Origin of the sequence: Rhizobium sp. RM, from assembly GCF_013390595.1 — a bacterium.
GTDB lineage: Bacteria > Pseudomonadota > Alphaproteobacteria > Rhizobiales > Rhizobiaceae > Agrobacterium.
In genome coordinates this window covers 266,355-284,273 of the sequence record NZ_JACAWV010000003.1, presented here as the reverse complement: position 1 = coordinate 284,273, position 17,919 = coordinate 266,355, and the positions used below count along the sequence as shown (strand labels likewise).

Annotated in this window: 15 protein-coding genes; 2 read left to right on the top strand and 13 right to left on the bottom strand. The window is 57.8% G+C overall.

From position 1 onward, the window contains the following. Nucleotides 1–31: 31 nt before the first annotated feature. The gene (locus HWX89_RS03500; RefSeq protein WP_138795316.1) at nt 32–418 is read right to left on the bottom strand and encodes an AGROH133_08824 family phage infection protein; all 387 of its coding nucleotides are present in this window, start codon (nt 416–418) and stop codon (nt 32–34) included. A gap of 78 nt (nt 419–496) precedes the next feature. Further along, entirely contained in the window at nt 497–2,713 is a 2,217-nt protein-coding gene (locus HWX89_RS03495) for a primosomal protein N' (protein WP_138795315.1), read from the bottom strand. A gap of 121 nt (nt 2,714–2,834) precedes the next feature. On the opposite strand from HWX89_RS03495, the gene HWX89_RS03490 reads away from it, so the two are divergent. Together HWX89_RS03490 and HWX89_RS03485 are read left to right on the top strand one after the other, a co-directional pair. Next, nucleotides 2,835–3,782 (top strand): tyrosine recombinase XerC, encoded by a 948-nt coding sequence (locus HWX89_RS03490; RefSeq protein ID WP_138795314.1) that lies wholly within the window; start codon nt 2,835–2,837, stop codon nt 3,780–3,782. A gap of 80 nt (nt 3,783–3,862) precedes the next feature. After that, the gene (locus HWX89_RS03485; protein ID WP_138795313.1) at nt 3,863–4,957 is read left to right on the top strand and encodes a TraB/GumN family protein; all 1,095 of its coding nucleotides are present in this window, start codon (nt 3,863–3,865) and stop codon (nt 4,955–4,957) included. Here the strand turns inward: HWX89_RS03485 and HWX89_RS03480 are convergent. The 11 genes from HWX89_RS03480 to HWX89_RS03430 form a co-directional block, all read right to left on the bottom strand. Beyond that, nucleotides 4,941–5,429: a DUF2867 domain-containing protein gene (locus HWX89_RS03480; RefSeq protein WP_138795312.1), complete on the bottom strand. Its 489-nt coding sequence runs from the start codon at nt 5,427–5,429 to the stop codon at nt 4,941–4,943. The two genes, HWX89_RS03485 and HWX89_RS03480, sit on opposite strands and share 17 nt — an antisense overlap. A 121-nt stretch (nt 5,430–5,550) precedes the next feature. Beyond that, nucleotides 5,551–6,051 carry a cytochrome b gene (locus HWX89_RS03475; protein WP_138795311.1) on the bottom strand — a complete coding sequence of 167 codons (501 nt, stop codon included), beginning with the start codon at nt 6,049–6,051 and terminating at the stop codon, nt 5,551–5,553. 110 nt (nt 6,052–6,161) lie between these two features. After that, on the bottom strand, nt 6,162–7,568 hold the full coding sequence (gene lpdA / locus HWX89_RS03470; RefSeq protein ID WP_138795310.1) for a dihydrolipoyl dehydrogenase: 1,407 nt from the start codon (nt 7,566–7,568) through the stop codon (nt 6,162–6,164). A gap of 64 nt (nt 7,569–7,632) precedes the next feature. Further along, the gene (locus HWX89_RS03465) at nt 7,633–8,280 is read right to left on the bottom strand and encodes a LysE family translocator (protein WP_178340609.1); all 648 of its coding nucleotides are present in this window, start codon (nt 8,278–8,280) and stop codon (nt 7,633–7,635) included. A gap of 65 nt (nt 8,281–8,345) precedes the next feature. Continuing rightward, complete coding sequence (gene odhB / locus HWX89_RS03460) at nt 8,346–9,572, bottom strand: 2-oxoglutarate dehydrogenase complex dihydrolipoyllysine-residue succinyltransferase (RefSeq protein ID WP_138795309.1); 1,227 nt, start codon at nt 9,570–9,572, stop codon at nt 8,346–8,348. A gap of 56 nt (nt 9,573–9,628) precedes the next feature. After that, nucleotides 9,629–12,625: a 2-oxoglutarate dehydrogenase E1 component gene (locus HWX89_RS03455; protein WP_138795308.1), complete on the bottom strand. Its 2,997-nt coding sequence runs from the start codon at nt 12,623–12,625 to the stop codon at nt 9,629–9,631. 171 nt (nt 12,626–12,796) lie between these two features. Continuing rightward, on the bottom strand, nt 12,797–13,699 hold the full coding sequence (gene sucD / locus HWX89_RS03450; RefSeq protein ID WP_138795307.1) for a succinate--CoA ligase subunit alpha: 903 nt from the start codon (nt 13,697–13,699) through the stop codon (nt 12,797–12,799). A 19-nt stretch (nt 13,700–13,718) separates the two neighbouring features. Then, nucleotides 13,719–14,912: an ADP-forming succinate--CoA ligase subunit beta gene (gene sucC, locus HWX89_RS03445; RefSeq protein WP_138795306.1), complete on the bottom strand. Its 1,194-nt coding sequence runs from the start codon at nt 14,910–14,912 to the stop codon at nt 13,719–13,721. A gap of 31 nt (nt 14,913–14,943) precedes the next feature. Next, nucleotides 14,944–15,906, bottom strand: a complete 963-nt coding sequence (mdh, locus tag HWX89_RS03440) for a malate dehydrogenase (protein WP_138795305.1) — start codon at nt 15,904–15,906, stop codon at nt 14,944–14,946. Between the two features lie 179 nt (nt 15,907–16,085). Then, nucleotides 16,086–17,249 (bottom strand): cell division protein ZapE, encoded by a 1,164-nt coding sequence (zapE, locus tag HWX89_RS03435; protein ID WP_138795304.1) that lies wholly within the window; start codon nt 17,247–17,249, stop codon nt 16,086–16,088. 50 nt (nt 17,250–17,299) lie between these two features. Further along, nucleotides 17,300–17,839, bottom strand: coding sequence for a protease inhibitor Inh/omp19 family protein (locus HWX89_RS03430; protein WP_138795303.1), 540 nt, complete (start codon nt 17,837–17,839; stop codon nt 17,300–17,302). Nucleotides 17,840–17,919 lie beyond the last annotated feature (80 nt).

Here is a 17,919-nt window from a genome sequence, read left to right as displayed (position 1 = left end):
CTGTTGCGGCAGAAATGCCAAACTGCCCGCTTCAAACCAGCCCGAATACATAGCCCAGCGAGAGCGCCGACAGCAAAAGATGCACAACCAGAAGTATGAAATTCCGCACTGTTGCGCCTCCGTCGGAGAGGATCGACAGGATGCCGCCGAAGACAGCAAGTGTGAAGGCCGCGCCAAATGCGAGATAGACCATCGGCTGCGCGAGCAGCAATGCAGCCGCGCCCAGACCAAGGTAAAATCCGGCGAGTGAGGAGCGGACCAGCATATAACCGTCTTTACGCTCACTTGCGGACTGAAGGCCGAACACGCGGAGCGTGACACCTGGAGCAAACATGAAGACGAGGCCGATCAGCACCGAAAGCGCAGCCGCGCCAAATGCCAGTTGCTCGCCGAATTCCGTCGGAAAATAAAACTCCATCTTGCTCCCCAAATCACCTGTGCCCCGTTGCCTTATGGCATGGTCACGACCGCAGGAAAACGGTTTCGGTACGAAAGTTCAAAGGAAACTTTGCGGATCGATATCGAGCTGGACGTGAATGCTGCCGCGCTCCTTCGGACCATTCGTCAGCAGGGTGCGCAGGAAAGACTGCATGTCGGAGTTACGACGACCATGCACCAACAGTCGGAAACGGTATCGGCCACGGATCAGCGCCAACGGTGCTTCTGCTGGACCGAGAAGCATAATGCCTGTCGCTTGTGGTGCGGCGGCACGCAGTCCACGCGCATGCGTTTCGGCCTCCGCGCGACTATCGGCCGATATGATGACGGAGGCCAGACGCCCGAATGGCGGCAACATCGCCTTTTCCCTCTCGACGATCTCGCGTTCGTAAAATGCCGAGGCGTCACCAGAAACGATCGCCTGCATCACCGGATGCTGCGGTTGATAAGTCTGCAGGAGGCCATGACTTTTCAAACCGGTTCGGCCGGCTCGGCCTGTCACCTGAGAAAGCAACTGGAATGTTCGCTCCGCAGCGCGCGGATCCCCATTGGCAAGTCCGAGATCGGCATCAACGATACCCACGAGCGTCATCAGCGGGAAGTTATGTCCCTTGGCGACAAGCTGGGTTCCAATGACGATATCCGCTTCGCCCTTGACGATCGCCTCCAGCTCCAGCCGCAACCGCTTGACGCCCATTAGGTCGGAGGACAGGACAATGGTGCGGGCCTCGGGAAAATGTTTCTCCACCTCCTCGGCAATTCGCTCCACGCCCGGGCCGCAGGCAACTAGATGGTCGAAAGTCCCACATTCGGGGCAATGGTCGGGTGTTGGTTCGTTATGGCCGCATTGGTGGCACTGTAACTGATTGCGAAAGCGATGCTCGACGAGCCAGCTTGAGCATTGCGGGCACTGGAAGCGGTGCCCGCAGACACGACAAAGCGTCAGCGGGGCATATCCGCGCCTGTTCAGGAAAAGCAGAGCCTGCTCGCCTTTTTCAATGGTTTTACCAATGCCGCGCAACAGAACCGGTGAAAGGAAACCACCCCTTTCGGGAGGATGCCTGCGCATATCGACAAGGTGCAGATCCGGCATGGCGGCATCGCCGAAACGGGTATGCAGATGGATTGTGTTGTAACGGCCCGAACTCCCGTTGACCTGGCTTTCCACCGACGGCGTGGCGGATACCAGAACAACAGGAAAATCGGCGATCCGCGCCCGGACAACGGCCATGTCACGCGCATTGTAAAAAACCCGGTCCTCCTGCTTGTAAGCCGGATCGTGCTCCTCATCGACAATGATGAGACCGAGATTGTCAAACGGCAGAAACAACGCCGACCGTGCACCCGCAACAACCTTCACCTCACCGGTGACAGCCTGCCGCCAGACCTTTTCACGCATGCGGGGCGAAAGATCAGAATGCCATTCCGCCGGTCGTGAACCGAAGCGATCGTGAAAACGATCCAGAAACGCCGCTGTCAGGGCGATTTCCGGCAGGAGAATAAGAACCTGCTTGCCCTGCCTCAGCGTCTCGGCAACCGCCTCGAAATAGACCTCCGTCTTGCCGGAGCCCGTCACACCATCGATCAGCGAGACGGCAAAGGTGCCATTTTTGACGTCATCCAGAATTTCGGACGCAGCTTGCTTCTGCGGGCCTTCCAGACGCGGCTCGACATAATCTGGGTCAGGTTCGGCAACAACAGGAGGAGCTGGCAAAAAGATCGTTTCAAACACTCCCTGTTTGACAAGACCATCCACAACACTGGTGGACACGCCAGCAGCGTGTGCGAGACCGCTTTTCGTCCAGCCATGTCCTTCCGCCGCCAACTCCATGACCCGCTCACGCGCCGGCGTCAGTCGTTCCGGTCGGCCTTCGGTCAGACGCAATCCTTCGATCATCGGCTCCGGATCGAACGCGGCTGGAGCACGAAGTGCCATTCGCGCAACGAGACCGGGCGGTGAAAGCGTATAGGCTGAAACCCAATCGATAAAGCGACGCATCTCCGGCTTCAGGGCGGGGCAATCGAATGTCTTGGTTATAGGACGCAGCTTTTTTGGGTCAACCTTGCTGGCATCACCATCATCCCACACGACACCAATGACCTGTCTCGGACCGAGCGGCACCTGCACGACGGAGCCGGGCTCCACCACCATGTCCTCGGGTACAGAGTAACTATAGGGACCTGGCGCAGGCATCGGCACCAAAACAGGCACTGAACGCACCAGCGACGGCGGATCGAACAATGCGCCAAACAGATCGGACGAATCTTTTGCCATGATGTGGCGACCATGCCCCGGTCGAGTGAAAAAGGAAACCGCCCGGATGTAATAGGCGTGAGCCGCGAAGTCCACGCCTTAACCAAATGCTGACCATAAACGGCTAGATTGAGTCACGGAAATGGAGATCGCCGTGAACGAAACTCTCACCTTCGCCGACACCGCCTTGCTGAAGGAGCGCGAGATCTGGTTGGCCGCCATCGCCGGCGAACGGCGCCTGTCGGACAACACGCTCGAGGCCTATGAGCGCGATACCCGCCAGTTTTTGATATTCATGACGGGCTATGTCGGCAGACCCACGCGGGTCGCCGATATTGCCGATCTTCGTCCCGCAGATCTTCGCGGTTTCCTGGCAAGCCGTCGAAAGGAAGGTGCCGGCGCCCGCTCTCTCGGCCGCCATCTTGCGGGATTGCGATCCTTCCTTCGGCATCTGCAAAAAAAAAGCCTGGTGAATGCGGCTGGCGCGACCGCCATGCGCGCGCCTAAACAGCCCAAATCCCTGCCCAAACCACTGACTGATCGACAGGCGCTCAAAATCACCACCGCGCAAGCGCAGCTTTCGGCCGAACCGTGGATTGCCGCGCGCAACGCCGCTGTGCTGGCGTTACTATATGGCTGCGGGCTTCGCATCTCTGAGGCTCTCGACCTGACGCCAGACGATCTCACGACGCATGCGCGTAGCCTGCGCATAACCGGCAAGGGCAACAAGACACGTATCGTCCCGCTTCTCCCGATCGTGCTTGAGGCCGTTGAAAGCTACAAAAAGCTTTGCCCTCATCATCTTCCAGCCAATGAGCCGCTTTTCCTTGGCGCCCGTGGCGGCAAATTGCAGCCTGCTATTATCCAGCGGGAAATGCAGAAACTCAGGGCAGCGTTCGGGCTGCCGGAAAATGCCACCCCGCATGCACTACGCCATTCCTTCGCCACCCATCTTTTAGGCGGCGGCGGCGATCTTCGAACAATTCAGGAGCTGCTGGGTCATGCCAGCCTGTCGACCACGCAAGTCTATACCGGCGTCGACACGGCAAGACTGCTGGAGATCTACGATAGCGCTCACCCGCGCGCCTGAATTAAGATACGCTTAACCATAATCATTAACCAGACATCCAAGCCGCCGGTCTATAAGCGATCCAGAACCGGATAACGTCCATGCATAGTCTGAACAAACCCCAAAACCTGACACTGGCCCTCATGGGAAAAGCGGGAGATGCCGTCCTCTGGCTGCTCGCCTTGCTGCATGTGACTGCCCTTGCAATCCTTCTGATGACCCTGCTGTCACTTGGTGAAGCGGAGGCTGCCCCACAGGAAACAAGCTGTGGCGGCGCCGATATTCTTGTCGCCATGCAGAAGAACGATCCGCAACGATACCACGCGATCGAGCAGGAAGCCGCGGCCATTCCGAACGGCAAAGGCACGTTCTGGCGAATTGAAAAGTCAGGGGCTGAGCCATCCTACCTTCTGGGGACGATGCATGTGACCGACCCACGGGTTCTGGAGATGCCAAACGGCGCGAAAGAAGCTTTTGAAAAAGCTGGCGCTGTGATCGTCGAGTCTGACGAAATCGTCGACGAGCAGAAAGTCGCGGTGTCGCTGCTGAGCAAACCCGAACTCACCATGTTTCTGGATGGCAAGTCAATCACCGACATCCTTTCCCCCGAAAATGCTGCCCGACTTGAGAAGGGACTGAAAGACCGCGGCATTCCGCTGAATGCCGTTTCGCGCATGAAACCATGGATGCTGTCGGGCTTCGTTGCCCTTCCTGCCTGCGAATTTACACGCAAGGCTGCTGGCGCTTCCTTCCTGGACAAGAAGCTGGCCGAGGACGCTCTGAAGAATGGCAAACGCCTCATTGGCCTCGAAACGATGGTCGAGCAACTGACTGCCATGTCGGAACTTCCGATGGAGTTTCATCTGCAGTCGCTGATCGAGACGCTGGAACTGGGTGACCGGATGGACGACGTCATGGCAACCATGACAGATCTCTACGTCAGTGGCGACATTGGCATGACCATGCCGATGCTCAAAAGCCTCGATACGAAGACCGCAGGAACAAGTGAGCAGGGATACGTCGCCTTCGAGCAGCGGATCATCACCGACCGCAACCACGTCATGGCAGAGCGCGCAGCCCCCGAACTTGAAAAGGGCAATGTTTTCATGGCTGTTGGAGCGCTGCACCTTCCCGGTTCAGAAGGCGTAATCGAACTGCTGCGTGCCCAGGGCTTCAAGGTCACGCGCGTCGAGTAGATTTGCCGTCTTCCCGAATGACAGGCCTGACATTCACACATATCGGCCGCATCGTCGCCGGTACGATGCGACGATGAAAAGGCCCAACCGCCAGTAAATAGAGGCGTCCCAACAGATTGTTACGCCGAACGAGCGTTGTTACATCGAGATACCTTCGATCCGCTCCTTCTCTGATGTCGACAACGATGGGGAAATTCAGGTGACGGTCATCGAAACCAAGGACGGTACGTTGCGGTGTCGATGACACAACAGGAAAACCACCTGCCGATGCACCAGCCACAAACGCGACCGTTTTCAAGCCCGCAATAGCGACGATGCGGTTTCGAAGCGACATCAGGGCGCTGATCCAGCCTGGAGGATGTTCCAAAAGCATCTGGCTGACTTGCAAGGAGTCGGCATCCGCGGAAACCAGCTCCCCACTGAAACGATCCCACCAGTCGGCTTTTGCAAGAATTGTTTCGACGTCACGCATATCAGCACCCCTCGATACGAGAGCGCCTACGCGGCCGAAAGTTTCTGTCGACTTCGGCCAAGGCACTTCAGAAGGTAGATTTCACGTTAGGCAGTGCGGTGCCAAGGTGACAAACCGTCGCTTACCCATGTGTCATGCGCTTCACCACATCCGTCTTCCAATAGAACTGATGGACGAGTGCCGCGGCAATATGCGCAACGACCAACACCCACATCAGCACCTTGAACGGACCGGAATGCAATTGCCCAGCCGCCTGCACTCCGAAGTAATAAGCCGCGATGCCGGACAGAGGCAGGATGAAAAACAGCGCATAGAAGGTGAAATGCGCGATGGACGCGGCAATCTGTAACAGGCGCGGCTCATTTTGCGGATGCGGAGGAACACCCTGCACGAAACGAAGACAGAGCCTGAGAAGTGCAAGCCCCAGAATGGCAAAGCCGACATAGGCGTGGATATTGGCGGAGAAGATCTGATCGGACGTCAACGCCTCCCCTCGCCTCATCAGTCGGTAGGCATGCTCCATGCCATCCGGAAACAAAAGATTGAAGAAGATCAGGAGTGCCATCGCCCAATGAAGGACGCGCTGTGGCATGGAAAAGGAAACTTGACTGGAAGATGCCATTTTATTGCCTTTTATCAAAAGGTTAGACACGCTCTCAGTGCAAATATGAAAAACCCCGGCCTGCGTGGCAAGCCGGGGTTATCCGAATGAATAAAATTTAATTCTGCCGATTACATGTGGATCGGCTTGAAGAAGGTTGCGAGAGCCGCTTCCTTGACCGCTTCCGACATCGTCGGATGTGCGTGGCAGGTGCGACCGAGATCTTCCGAAGAGCCACCGAATTCCATCAGAACAGCAATTTCGTGGATCATTTCGCCTGCGCCGAAGCCGACGATATGGCCACCGAGAACGCGGTCGGTTTCCTTGTCGGCAAGGATCTTCACGAAGCCGTCCGTAACCTGCATAGCGCGGGCACGGCCATTGGCCGTGAACGGGAACTTGCCGACCTTGTAGGCAACGCCTGCAGCCTTCAGTTCCTCTTCGGTCTTACCAACGGAGGCGACTTCCGGCTGTGTATAGACAACGCCCGGAATGACGTCGTAATTGACGTGACCATGCTGGCCAGCAAGAATTTCCGCCAGCGCGACGCCTTCGTCTTCGGCCTTGTGTGCCAGCATCGGGCCTTTCACAACATCGCCGATAGCGTAGATGCCGGGAACGTTGGTCTTGAAATGACCGTCGATTTCGACGCGACCGCGGCTATCAAGAGCAACGCCCGCTTCCGCGAGGCCGAGACCTTCGGTGTAAGGCTTGCGGCCGGTGGAAATCAGCACAACATCGGCTTCCAGCGTTTCAGCCGCACCGCCCTTGACCGGCTCGAACACCACTTTCGCGCCGCTCGCACCCTTCTCGACAGCCGTTACCTTGGCACCGAGCTTGAAGTCGATACCCTGCTTGGCAAACAGGCGCTGCGCCTGCTTGGAAACTTCACCATCCATGCCGCCGAGGATGTTGTCGAGATATTCAACGACCGTAACCTTGGCACCAAGACGACCCCAGACCGAACCCAGTTCGAGGCCGATGACACCGCCGCCAACGACGATCAGCTTTTCTGGAACCTTGGAGAGCGCAATTGCGCCGGTCGAGGAAACGATGACCTTCTCGTCGATTTCGACCTGAACGCCAGGAATACCGGCAACATCGGAACCGGTCGCGATGACAATGTTTTTCGCTTCGATTTCCTGGGTCTCGCCCTTGTCGTTGGTGACGGAGACCTTGCCGGCGGAAACGACCTTGCCGGTGCCCTGGAAAGCGTCGATCTTGTTCTTCTTGAACAGGAACGAGACGCCATCGACGTTGGCTTTCACCACGCCGTCCTTGTGCGCCATCATCTTGTCGAGGTTGAGCTTCGGTGCAGCGACTTCGATGCCGAGCGAATCGACGCCATGAGCAACGTGCGCGAAGGTTTCGGAAGCGTGCAGAAGAGCCTTGGAGGGAATGCAGCCGACATTGAGGCAGGTACCGCCGTAGGTCGCACGCTTTTCAACAACAGCCACCTTCAGACCAAGCTGGGCTGCCTTGACCGCGCAGACATAACCGCCGGGGCCTGTACCGATTACAACTACATCGTATGCCATATTCGTGTTCCTGATTGATTGCGGACAGACAGTGTGCGCTGCCCAACTTCGTTTGACCTGAAAATCAGGCCGCTTTTTCCGTTGCGAGTTTTATACCGAGAGCGATGAACACCACGCCGCTGGTACGATCGATCCACTGGCTGGCGCGGGCAAATGCCGCGCGCATGCGCGGCGTGGTCATGAAGAGGCTGACGCCAACAAACCAGGCGATCAGGCAACTGGCCATCACCAACCCATAGCCAAACTTGATGGCAACAGGGGTATGGGCATGAACCACCGTCGAGAAAATCGACAGAAAGAAGAAAACCGGCTTCGGGTTCAGCGCATTCGCGGCAAAGCCGAGCGTGAAGGCTTTCAAAGCCGTCTGCTCGCTTTTTCTGGCAGAACCGCTGATCTCATCCTCGGCAGCAGGCATTTCTGTCTTGCCGGCCCGCAGCGCCTTGATCCCGATATAAATGAGATAGGCGACACCGAGCCACTTGACGATATTGAAGAGATAGATCGACTGGGAAATGATCAGACCAAGTCCGAGGATCGTATAGGTGACATGGAACATCAGCGACGTTCCGACACCAAAGCTGGTGATGATTGCCTGTCGACGTCCATGCACCATCGCCTGACGCATGACCATTGCAAGGTCTGCACCGGGAGAAACGATGGCGAAGGAGAAAATGGCCATCAGGGACGCAAGTTCGATCAGATACTGATGCACGGACTATTCTCCACCAACCATGAAAACGGGGGCAACGTTACCGCAGCCCCCGCTCGGTGTGCTTCTTAGAGATCGAGAACCAGACGCTCCGGATCTTCCAGGCTTTCCTTGACGCGAACGAGGAAGGTTACGGCTTCCTTGCCGTCAACGATACGGTGATCGTAGGAGAGCGCAAGATACATCATCGGACGGATGACGACCTGACCGCCAATGGCAACCGGACGCTCCTGGATCTTGTGCATGCCGAGGATGCCCGACTGCGGTGCATTGAGGATCGGCGAAGACATCAGCGAACCGTAGACACCACCGTTGGTGATGGTGAAGGTGCCGCCCTGCATGTCGGCCATACCGAGCGAGCCGTCACGTGCTGACTTGGCGAGACGGCCGAGTTCCTTCTCAACGCCAGCGATGGAAAGCTGGTCGGCGTCACGGATAACCGGAACAACAAGACCCTTGTCCGTGCCGACAGCCATGCCAACGTGACAATAGTTCTTGTAGATGATGTCGGTGCCGTCGATTTCAGCGTTAACGGCTGGGAGTTCCTTCAGGGCGTGCGTGACAGCCTTGGTGAAGAAGCCCATGAAGCCGAGCTTTACGCCATGCTTCTTTTCGAACACGTCCTTGTAGCGGTTACGCAGATCCATCACCGCAGACATGTCCACCTCGTTGTAGGTGGTCAGCATTGCAGCCGTGTTCTGGGCGTCCTTGAGGCGCTTCGCGATCGTCTGACGCAGACGCGTCATCTTCACGCGCTCTTCACGAACGGCATCCTGCTCGGCAGAAACCGCACGAGGAGCTGCCGGAACCGGTGCGGCGGCTGGTGCGGAAACGCCCTTGGCGACAGCGGCCAGAACGTCACCCTTGAGAACCTGGCCACGCTTGCCGGAACCATCAACCTGGTCAGCAGAGAGGTTGTTTTCAGCAAGCAGCTTGCCGGCAGCAGGTGCTGGCGGCATGGAGCTGGCAACAGGTGCAGCAGCGGCAGCAGCCGCCGGTGCAGGTGCGGCAGCCGGTGCGGGCGCAGCGGCAGGAGCTGCAGTCGCAGTGCCAGCAGCGCCTTCGGCGATCTGACCGAGCAGAGCGTCGAGACCGACAGTCTCACCGTTCTGGGCAACGATTTCCGTCAATACGCCGGAAACCGGTGACGGGACTTCAACGGTAACCTTGTCGGTTTCCAGCTCCACCAGAGGCTCATCGGCCTTTACGGTGTCGCCGATCTTCTTGAACCAGGTGCCGACGGTCGCTTCGCTAACGGACTCGCCGAGGGTTGGTACGCGGATTTCAGTGGCCATGATCTAGTTCCGTTATTCAGGTGTCTTTTTCAACGAGGGGCGGTGCGGGAGAGTTTTCACTCTCCCAGCGCGTCTTCCAGGAACGCAGCAAGCTGCGCCAGATGCTTGGACATAAGGCCCGTCGCCGGAGAGGCGGCAGCCGGACGGCCCGTGTAGCGGACCTTCTGATACTTGGCGTCGATATGAGCCAGAACCCATTCGAGATACGGGTCGATGAACGACCACGCGCCCATGTTCTTCGGCTCTTCCTGGCACCATACCATCTCCGCATTGCGGAAGCGGCTCAGCTCGTTGATGAGCGCCTTGGCCGGGAACGGATAAAGCTGCTCGATACGAAGCAGGTACACATCGTCGATGCCGCGCTTTTCGCGCTCTTCCAGCAGATCGTAGTAGACCTTGCCCGTGCACATGACGACGCGACGGATCTTCGAGTCCTTCTGCAGCTTGATCGGACCGTCCTTGATGACTTCCGCATCGTCCCAAAGCAGGCGATGGAAGGAGGACTCACCGGCAAGCTCGGCCAGCGAAGACGTGGCGCGCTTGTGACGCAACAGCGACTTCGGCGTCATCAGGATCAGCGGCTTGCGGAAGTCACGCTTCATCTGACGGCGCAGGATGTGGAAGTAGTTCGCCGGCGTCGTAACGTTTGCGACCTGCATGTTGTCTTCGGCGCACATCTGCAACCAGCGTTCCAGACGAGCCGAGGAGTGTTCCGGACCCTGACCTTCATAGCCGTGCGGCAGAAGGCAGACGAGACCGGACATGCGGAGCCACTTGCGTTCACCAGACGAGATGAACTGGTCGAACACGACCTGTGCACCGTTGGCGAAGTCACCGAACTGGGCTTCCCAAAGCGTCAGTGCATTCGGGCGAGCCAGCGAGTAGCCGTATTCGAAACCGAGAACGGCTTCTTCCGAAAGCATCGAGTTGATGACTTCGTAACGGGCCTGCGTCGGCGCGAGGTTTGCAAGCGGAATGTAACGCTCTTCTGTCTCCTGATCGTAGAGAACCGAGTGACGCTGCGAGAAGGTACCGCGTTCGCAATCCTGACCGGACAGACGGATTTTGTGACCATCGACGACGAGCGAACCGAAGGCCAGTGCTTCCGCCATGGCCCAATCAAGACCTTCGCCGGTCTCAACCATCTGCGCACGGTTTTCCATGAAACGCTGGATGGTGCGGTGCGCCTTGAAGCCGTCCGGAATGGTCGACAGCTTGCGGCCGATTTCCTTGAGCTGCTTCATCGGAGCGCCGGTCTTGCCGCGACGCTGCTCATCGGCATTGTCGGCAGCACGCAGACCGGACCACTGACCGTCCAGCCAGTCGGCCTTGTTCGGCTTGTAGCTCTGGCCGGCTTCGAATTCCTGCTCGAGATGCGCGCGCCAGTCGGCCTTCATCTTCTCGAATTCGCCTTCGGTCAGGAGGCCTTCGGCGATCAGGCGCTCGGCATACAGTGTCGAGACGGTCTTGTGAGCGCGGATGACCTTGTACATCTTCGGCTGCGTGAACGCCGGCTCGTCGCCTTCGTTGTGGCCAAAGCGGCGGTAGCAGAACATGTCGACCACAACAGGCTTGTGGAACTTCATGCGGTATTCGGTGGCAACCTTTGCCGCATAGACAACGGCTTCCGGATCGTCACCGTTGACGTGGAAGATCGGCGCTTCGATCATCTTGGCAACGTCGGACGGATAAGGCGACGAGCGCGAGAAGCCCGGATTCGTCGTAAAGCCGATCTGGTTGTTGATGATGAAGTGCATGGTGCCGGCGACGCGGTGACCACGCAGGCCGGACAGGCCGAGGATTTCAGCAACGACACCCTGACCTGCGAAAGCAGCATCGCCGTGCAGCAGCAACGGTAGAACCTTGGCGCGCTCGGACAACGGAATGATGTCGCCGTCCCAGACCTTGGCAAGCTGGTCCTGCTTGGCACGGGCCTTGCCCATGACAACCGGGTTGACGATTTCGAGGTGCGACGGGTTTGCTGTCAGCGACAGGTGAACCTTGTTGCCATCGAACTCGCGGTCGGAGGAAGCGCCGAGGTGGTACTTGACGTCGCCAGAACCTTCGACATCATCAGGCTTGAACGAACCGCCCTTGAACTCGTGGAACACGGCGCGGTGCGGCTTGCCCATAACGTTGGTCAGAACGTTCAGACGGCCACGGTGGGCCATGCCAAGAACAACCTCTTCGAGACCGTCCTGGCCGCCACGCTTGATGATCTGCTCGAGCGCGGGGATCAGCGATTCACCGCCATCGAGGCCGAAGCGCTTGGTGCCCTTGAAACGAACATCCAGGAACTGCTCGTAGCCTTCAGCTTCGATCAGCTTGGAAAGGATGGCCTTCTTGCCTTCGGCTGTGAAAGCAACGCCTTTATCCGGACCTTCGATACGTTCCTGAATCCAGCCTTTTTCTTCCGGGCTGGACATGTGCATGAACTCGACACCGATGGTGGAGCAGTAGGTACGCTCAAGAATATCGATCATCTCGCGAACGCTGGCGTATTCCAGACCGAGCACGTTATCGATGAAAATCTTGCGGTCGTAGTCGCTCTCCTCAAAGCCGTAGGACTTCGGAGACAACTCGTTATAGTCTTCGACGGGTGCAGCAAGACCAAGCGGATCTAGCTTGGCATGCAGATGGCCACGCATACGATAAGCGCGGATCATCATGATGGCGCGAACACTGTCGCGCGTCGCCTGAAGCACTTCCGCTTCGCTGACCGGCTTGCCGGTCTCGGCGCTCTTGGCCTCAGCCTTCGCCTGAACCTTTTTCTCGACAGCCTTTTCGACCGTGGCCCAGTTGCCGTCCAGAGCGGAAACCAGATCGCCATTAGCCGGAATGGGCCAGTTCGAACGCTTCCAGGACGCGCCCTTGGCGGCCTTCTTCACGTCGTCAGGGTTTTCGGCCAATCCCTTGAAAAAGCTCTGCCACTCCGGCGACACGGAAGAGGGGTCCTCTTCGTACCGGGCATAGAGCTGCTCGATATAGGCCGCATTCGCGCCGTCCAGAAACGACGTGATCTGAAACTGCTCGTTCGCTTCTTGCCTTGCCATTGTGTTTTGCGGACGCGCCGTCCGCCTCCTCGATGCCGTTAGGGCCGTTAGCCGGCCTGCCGCTTTAATTGTTTGGTATGTCGCCGCCGAAGCGGCCAGTCATTTCGTGCAAATCATCGGGCGGTCTCATCGCATGAAGCGCGGGACCACCCGATGCAGTCTCATGTGGTCTTAGCCCTTGAGGACTTCAACCAGTGTCTTGCCAAGGCGCGCCGGCGAGGGCGAAACCTTGATGCCTGCTGCTTCCATGGCAGCGATCTTGGACTCTGCGTCACCCTTGCCGCCGGAAACAACTGCACCAGCGTGACCCATGGTACGGCCCTTCGGAGCAGTACGGCCCGCGATGAAGCCGGCCATCGGCTTCTTGCGGCCCTTCTTGGCTTCGTCGATGAGGAACTGTGCCGCATCTTCTTCAGCCGCACCGCCGATTTCGCCGATCATGATGATCGAAGTGGTTGCTTCGTCAGCCAGGAACATTTCCAGCACGTCGATGAACTCGGTGCCCTTGACCGGGTCGCCACCGATACCGACGGCCGTCGTCTGACCAAGGCCTTCGTTCGAGGTCTGGAACACAGCTTCGTAGGTCAGCGTGCCGGAGCGCGAAACGATACCGACAGAACCCTTGCGGAAGATGGAGCCAGGCATGATGCCGATCTTGCACTCTTCCGGCGTCATGATACCTGGGCAGTTCGGGCCGAGAAGACGGGACTTCGAACGGTCGAGGCGAGCCTTGACGCGAACCATGTCCGCAACCGGAATACCTTCGGTGATGCAGGTGATGAACGGGATTTCCGCATCGATCGCCTCGATGATCGCGTCAGCGGCACCTGCCGGCGGAACGTAGATCACGGACGCGTCTGCACCGGTCTTTTCCTTGCCTTCGGCAACGCTTGCGAAGATCGGCAGCGTTTCGCCCTTGGAGCCAGTCCAGTTGGTGCCGCCCTTGGAAGGGTGGATACCGCCGACCATCTGCGTGCCGTAATAAGCAAGCGCCTGCTCGGTGTGGAAGGTGCCGGTCTTGCCGGTCAGACCCTGAACAAGGATCTTCGTGTCTTTATTGACGAGAATAGACATTAATTCAGATCCTTCAAAATTAGCCGTTCACCGCGGCAACGATCTTCTTGGCCGCATCGTCCAGATCGTCGGCTGCCGTGATAGCGAGACCGGATTCGTTCAGGATCTTCTTGCCGAGTTCCACATTGGTGCCTTCGAGGCGTACAACGAGCGGAACCTTAAGGCCCACTTCCTTCACCGCGGCGATAACGCCCTCGGCAATAACGTCGCACTTCATGATACCGCCGAAGATGTTGACGAGGATGCCCTCGACCTTCGGGTCAGCCGTGATGATCTTGAAGGCAGCAGCGACCTTCTCCTTGCCAGCGCCACCACCGACGTCGCAGAAGTTTGCAGGCTCTTTACCGTACAGCTTGATGATATCCATCGTCGCCATGGCGAGACCGGCGCCGTTGACCATGCAGCCGATGTTGCCGTCGAGCGCCACGTAAGCGAGGTCCCACTTGGAGGCTTCGATTTCCTTGGCGTCTTCTTCGGTTTCGTCGCGCAGCGCCTTCACGTCGTCGTGACGGAAGAGGGCGTTGCCGTCGAAGGAAACCTTGGCGTCGAGAACACGCAGATGGCCATTTTCCATGACGATCAGCGGGTTGATTTCGAGAAGAGCCATGTCCTTCTCGTTGAACGCCTTGTAGAGGATCGGGAAGAGCGACTTCGCATCTTCAGCAGCAACGCCGGAAAGCTCGAGAGCCTTGCTGATGGCAGCGACATCAGCCTCGGTTACGCCAGCTTCCGGGTCGATCGCGATGGTGTGGATCTTCTCGGGCGTGTCGTGAGCAACGGCTTCGATGTCCATGCCACCTTCGGTCGAAACAACGAAAGCAACGCGACCAACAGAGCGGTCTACCAGCAGCGAGCAGTAGAGTTCGCGAGCGATGTCAGCGCCGTCTTCGATGTAGAGACGGTTGACCTGCTTGCCGGCGTCGCCGGTCTGCGCGGTAACCAGCGTGTTGCCGAGCATGTCCTTGGCGTGAGAAACAACTTCCTCGATGGACTTTGCCAGGCGAACGCCGCCCTTGGCGTCTGGGCCGAGTTCCTTGAACTTGCCCTTGCCGCGGCCGCCAGCATGGATCTGGCTCTTGACCACGTAGAGCGGGCCAGGAAGCTGCTTTGCAGCAGCTTCGGCTTCTTCGACCTTGAGAATGGCAACGCCTTCAGCAACCGGCGCACCGTAGCCCTTGAGGAGAGCCTTGGCCTGATATTCGTGAATATTCATGGAATAATCCCTGTTTGAGCCGCTTCGGCTATTACTTCAGCGACGGAGCGATGTTGACGCAGGCTTCGCAAAGACCTGCAACGGCACCGACGGACTTCTGGAAAGCAGCTTCCTCGTCCTTGTTCAGTTCGATTTCGATGATGCGCTCGACGCCACCGGCACCGATGATGGTGGGTACGCCGACATACATGTCGTCAACGCCGTACTGGCCGGAAAGGTAAGCTGCTGCCGGCAGAACGCGCTTCTTGTCCTTGAGGTAGGACTCAGCCATTTCGATTGCCGAGGCGGCCGGAGCATAATAGGCAGAACCGGTCTTCAGCAGACCAACGATCTCGGCGCCGCCGTCACGGGTGCGCTGAATGATCTGCTCGAGACGCTCAGCCGTGACCCAGCCCATCTTGACGAGGTCCGTCAGCGGAATGCCGCCAACGGTGGAGTAGCGAGCAAGCGGCACCATCGTGTCGCCATGGCCGCCGAGCACGAAGGCAGTGACATCTTGAACGGAAACATTGAACTCTTCCGAGAGGAATAGACGGAAGCGCGCGCTGTCGAGAACGCCAGCCATGCCGACGACCTTGTTCTTCGGCAGGCCAGAGAACTTCTGAAGTGCCCAGACCATTGCATCGAGCGGATTGGTGATGCAGATCACGAATGCGTTCGGGGCATATTTCTTGATGCCGGCGCCGACCTGCTCCATGACCTTGAGGTTGATGCCGAGAAGATCGTCGCGGCTCATGCCCGGCTTGCGAGCAACGCCTGCGGTGACGATGCAGACATCAGCGCCTTCGATGGCGGCGTAGTCGGAAGCGCCCGAGAGCTTTGCATTGAAACCTTCGACCGGGCCGGACTGGGCAATATCCAGACCCTTACCCTGCGGGATACCATCAGCAATATCGAAGAGGACGATATCGCCCAGTTCTTTCAGGCTGGCGAGATGTGCCAGCGTACCGCCGATCATGCCAGAACCAATAAGTGCAATCTTTTTGCGAGCCATCGAATGCTTCCTCTCGAGCTTCAATTCAATTTCACCACACAAAGTGGGAGGGCAAAATTGTCGCACCCCGATTAGCCCTATTGACCAGAATTGGCAACAGATTCTTTTGTGGCGAGTATTTTCAATCGTTTAGATGCATAATTTCTTACGTAAACGTAAGAAATTGCGTCACAAGAATGTCAAACTCGCTGCCGTTTTTCGTGGTGGAGAGCCAGATAATCCGCACTTCGCATTTCGAAGAGGCGTGAGGCGGTGCGATCGAATTCGAAACCTTCAGTGCCCTTGCGTTTGCCCAGAAGGTTTTCAGGCATAGCCGCCGCAGACGCAAAAAGCCGCACACTGTGGTCATATAAAGCGTCGATCAGGATGATGAAACGCTTTGTCTCATTGCGCTTGTCGGCATCGAGCAACGGAATGTGATCGACGAACACTGTATCGAAACGGTTGGCGATCGCCAGAAAATCGGAAGCGCCGTGTGGCTTCTCGCAAAGATCGGAGAAGGTAAAACGTGCAACACGGCCGGCAGCCTTCGGAACCAGAATGGAACGGCCCTTCATTGGGATTTCGGTGGGTGCAACCAGATGCCCCGCCGTCATATGCCGCCAGGCCATGTCCATTGCCTGATCGGCGGCGCCATCAAGCGGCGTCACATAAACGGGCAGGCTCTCCAGCTTTTCCATTCGGTAGTCGGTAGGACTGTCGAGCGACACCACCTCAACATGTTTTTTGAGCAAATCCACAAAAGGCAGGAAAAGGCCGCGATTGAGGCCGTCCTTGTAGAGATTGTCAGGCACGACATTCGATGTCGTGACCAGCGTACAGCCATTGGCGAACAATTCGCTGAAAAGCCGCGCCAGGATCATCGCGTCAGCAATGTCCGTCACGGTGAATTCATCGAAGCAGAGAAGCTCCGCCTCAGCCAGAATTTGCGCTGCCACAGGGGGGATTGGGTCGGCCTGCTTGGTTTCACCGTTTTTCAGCTTCTGCCGATGTGCATGCACCCGGTTATGTACGTCCGCCATGAACTCATGGAAGTGGCAACGTCGCTTGGCCGCGACAGGTGCCATTTCATAAAACATGTCCATTAGCATTGTCTTGCCGCGCCCGACGCTGCCATAGACATAAAGTCCCTTCACAGCCGCTGAAGGCCCGGGCTTACGTGCAAACATCCAGCCAAGAGCACTTTTTTTCTTGGCAGGCTTGCGGGCTTTGAGATCTGTGAGGATGCGATCGAGATGGGCTGCAACACCAAGCTGAGCAGCGTCCGCCTGCAAGGTGCCGGCTGCTGTCAGCGCGTTGAGCTGTTCAACGACACTATGATTGTAATCGGGCAATGGCTGCATGAGGACGCGCCCTCGGTGCGGACGCAAGGTTGCGTCCGCCAAGACAGGGATTATCGGCTAAGGCTGAGCGGTTGACCGCTGTTCGTCGTGCCGTCGAAACGTGCATCGGCACTTTTGTAAACGCGACCGATGGTATTGCCGGAACGATCCTTGAAGAGGACCATCTTGCCGGAAACCTCCCATGAGCCCATTGCCGTAAGTTCGCCTGCGCAGCCACGGGTGCCACCACGCGAACCGCTACCGAGGTTGGTGAGCGTTAGGAACATGTCGCAGCTTGCGCCTGCATTTGAAACGCGCCAGTTGCCGACCATGGATTCCTTGGTCACATCAAGAGCGGCGGGCGGCGGAGCAGCCGAAGCGACATTGGTGCCACCGGGCGCCGCCGATGTCGGAGCCGTCGGGAACTGGCTGCCAGATGCGCCACCGGGCGGAGGCAGGGCGCCAGACTGAACGGATGGAACGGGCTGTGCCTGAAGCGGCGGCGTGTAACCAGGGTTACCGCTGTTGTTGTTGTAATCGTAGGAGGTGCGCTGGCAACCGGCAAGGCTCATCACAACGGCGAGACCTGTTACCATATATCTGAATTGCATATCAAACTCCCGATTCTCTCGCTTCCGGAAAGACCATGTTCGAACAAGAAGGCCGAATTATTACTAAAGCCTTATCGTAA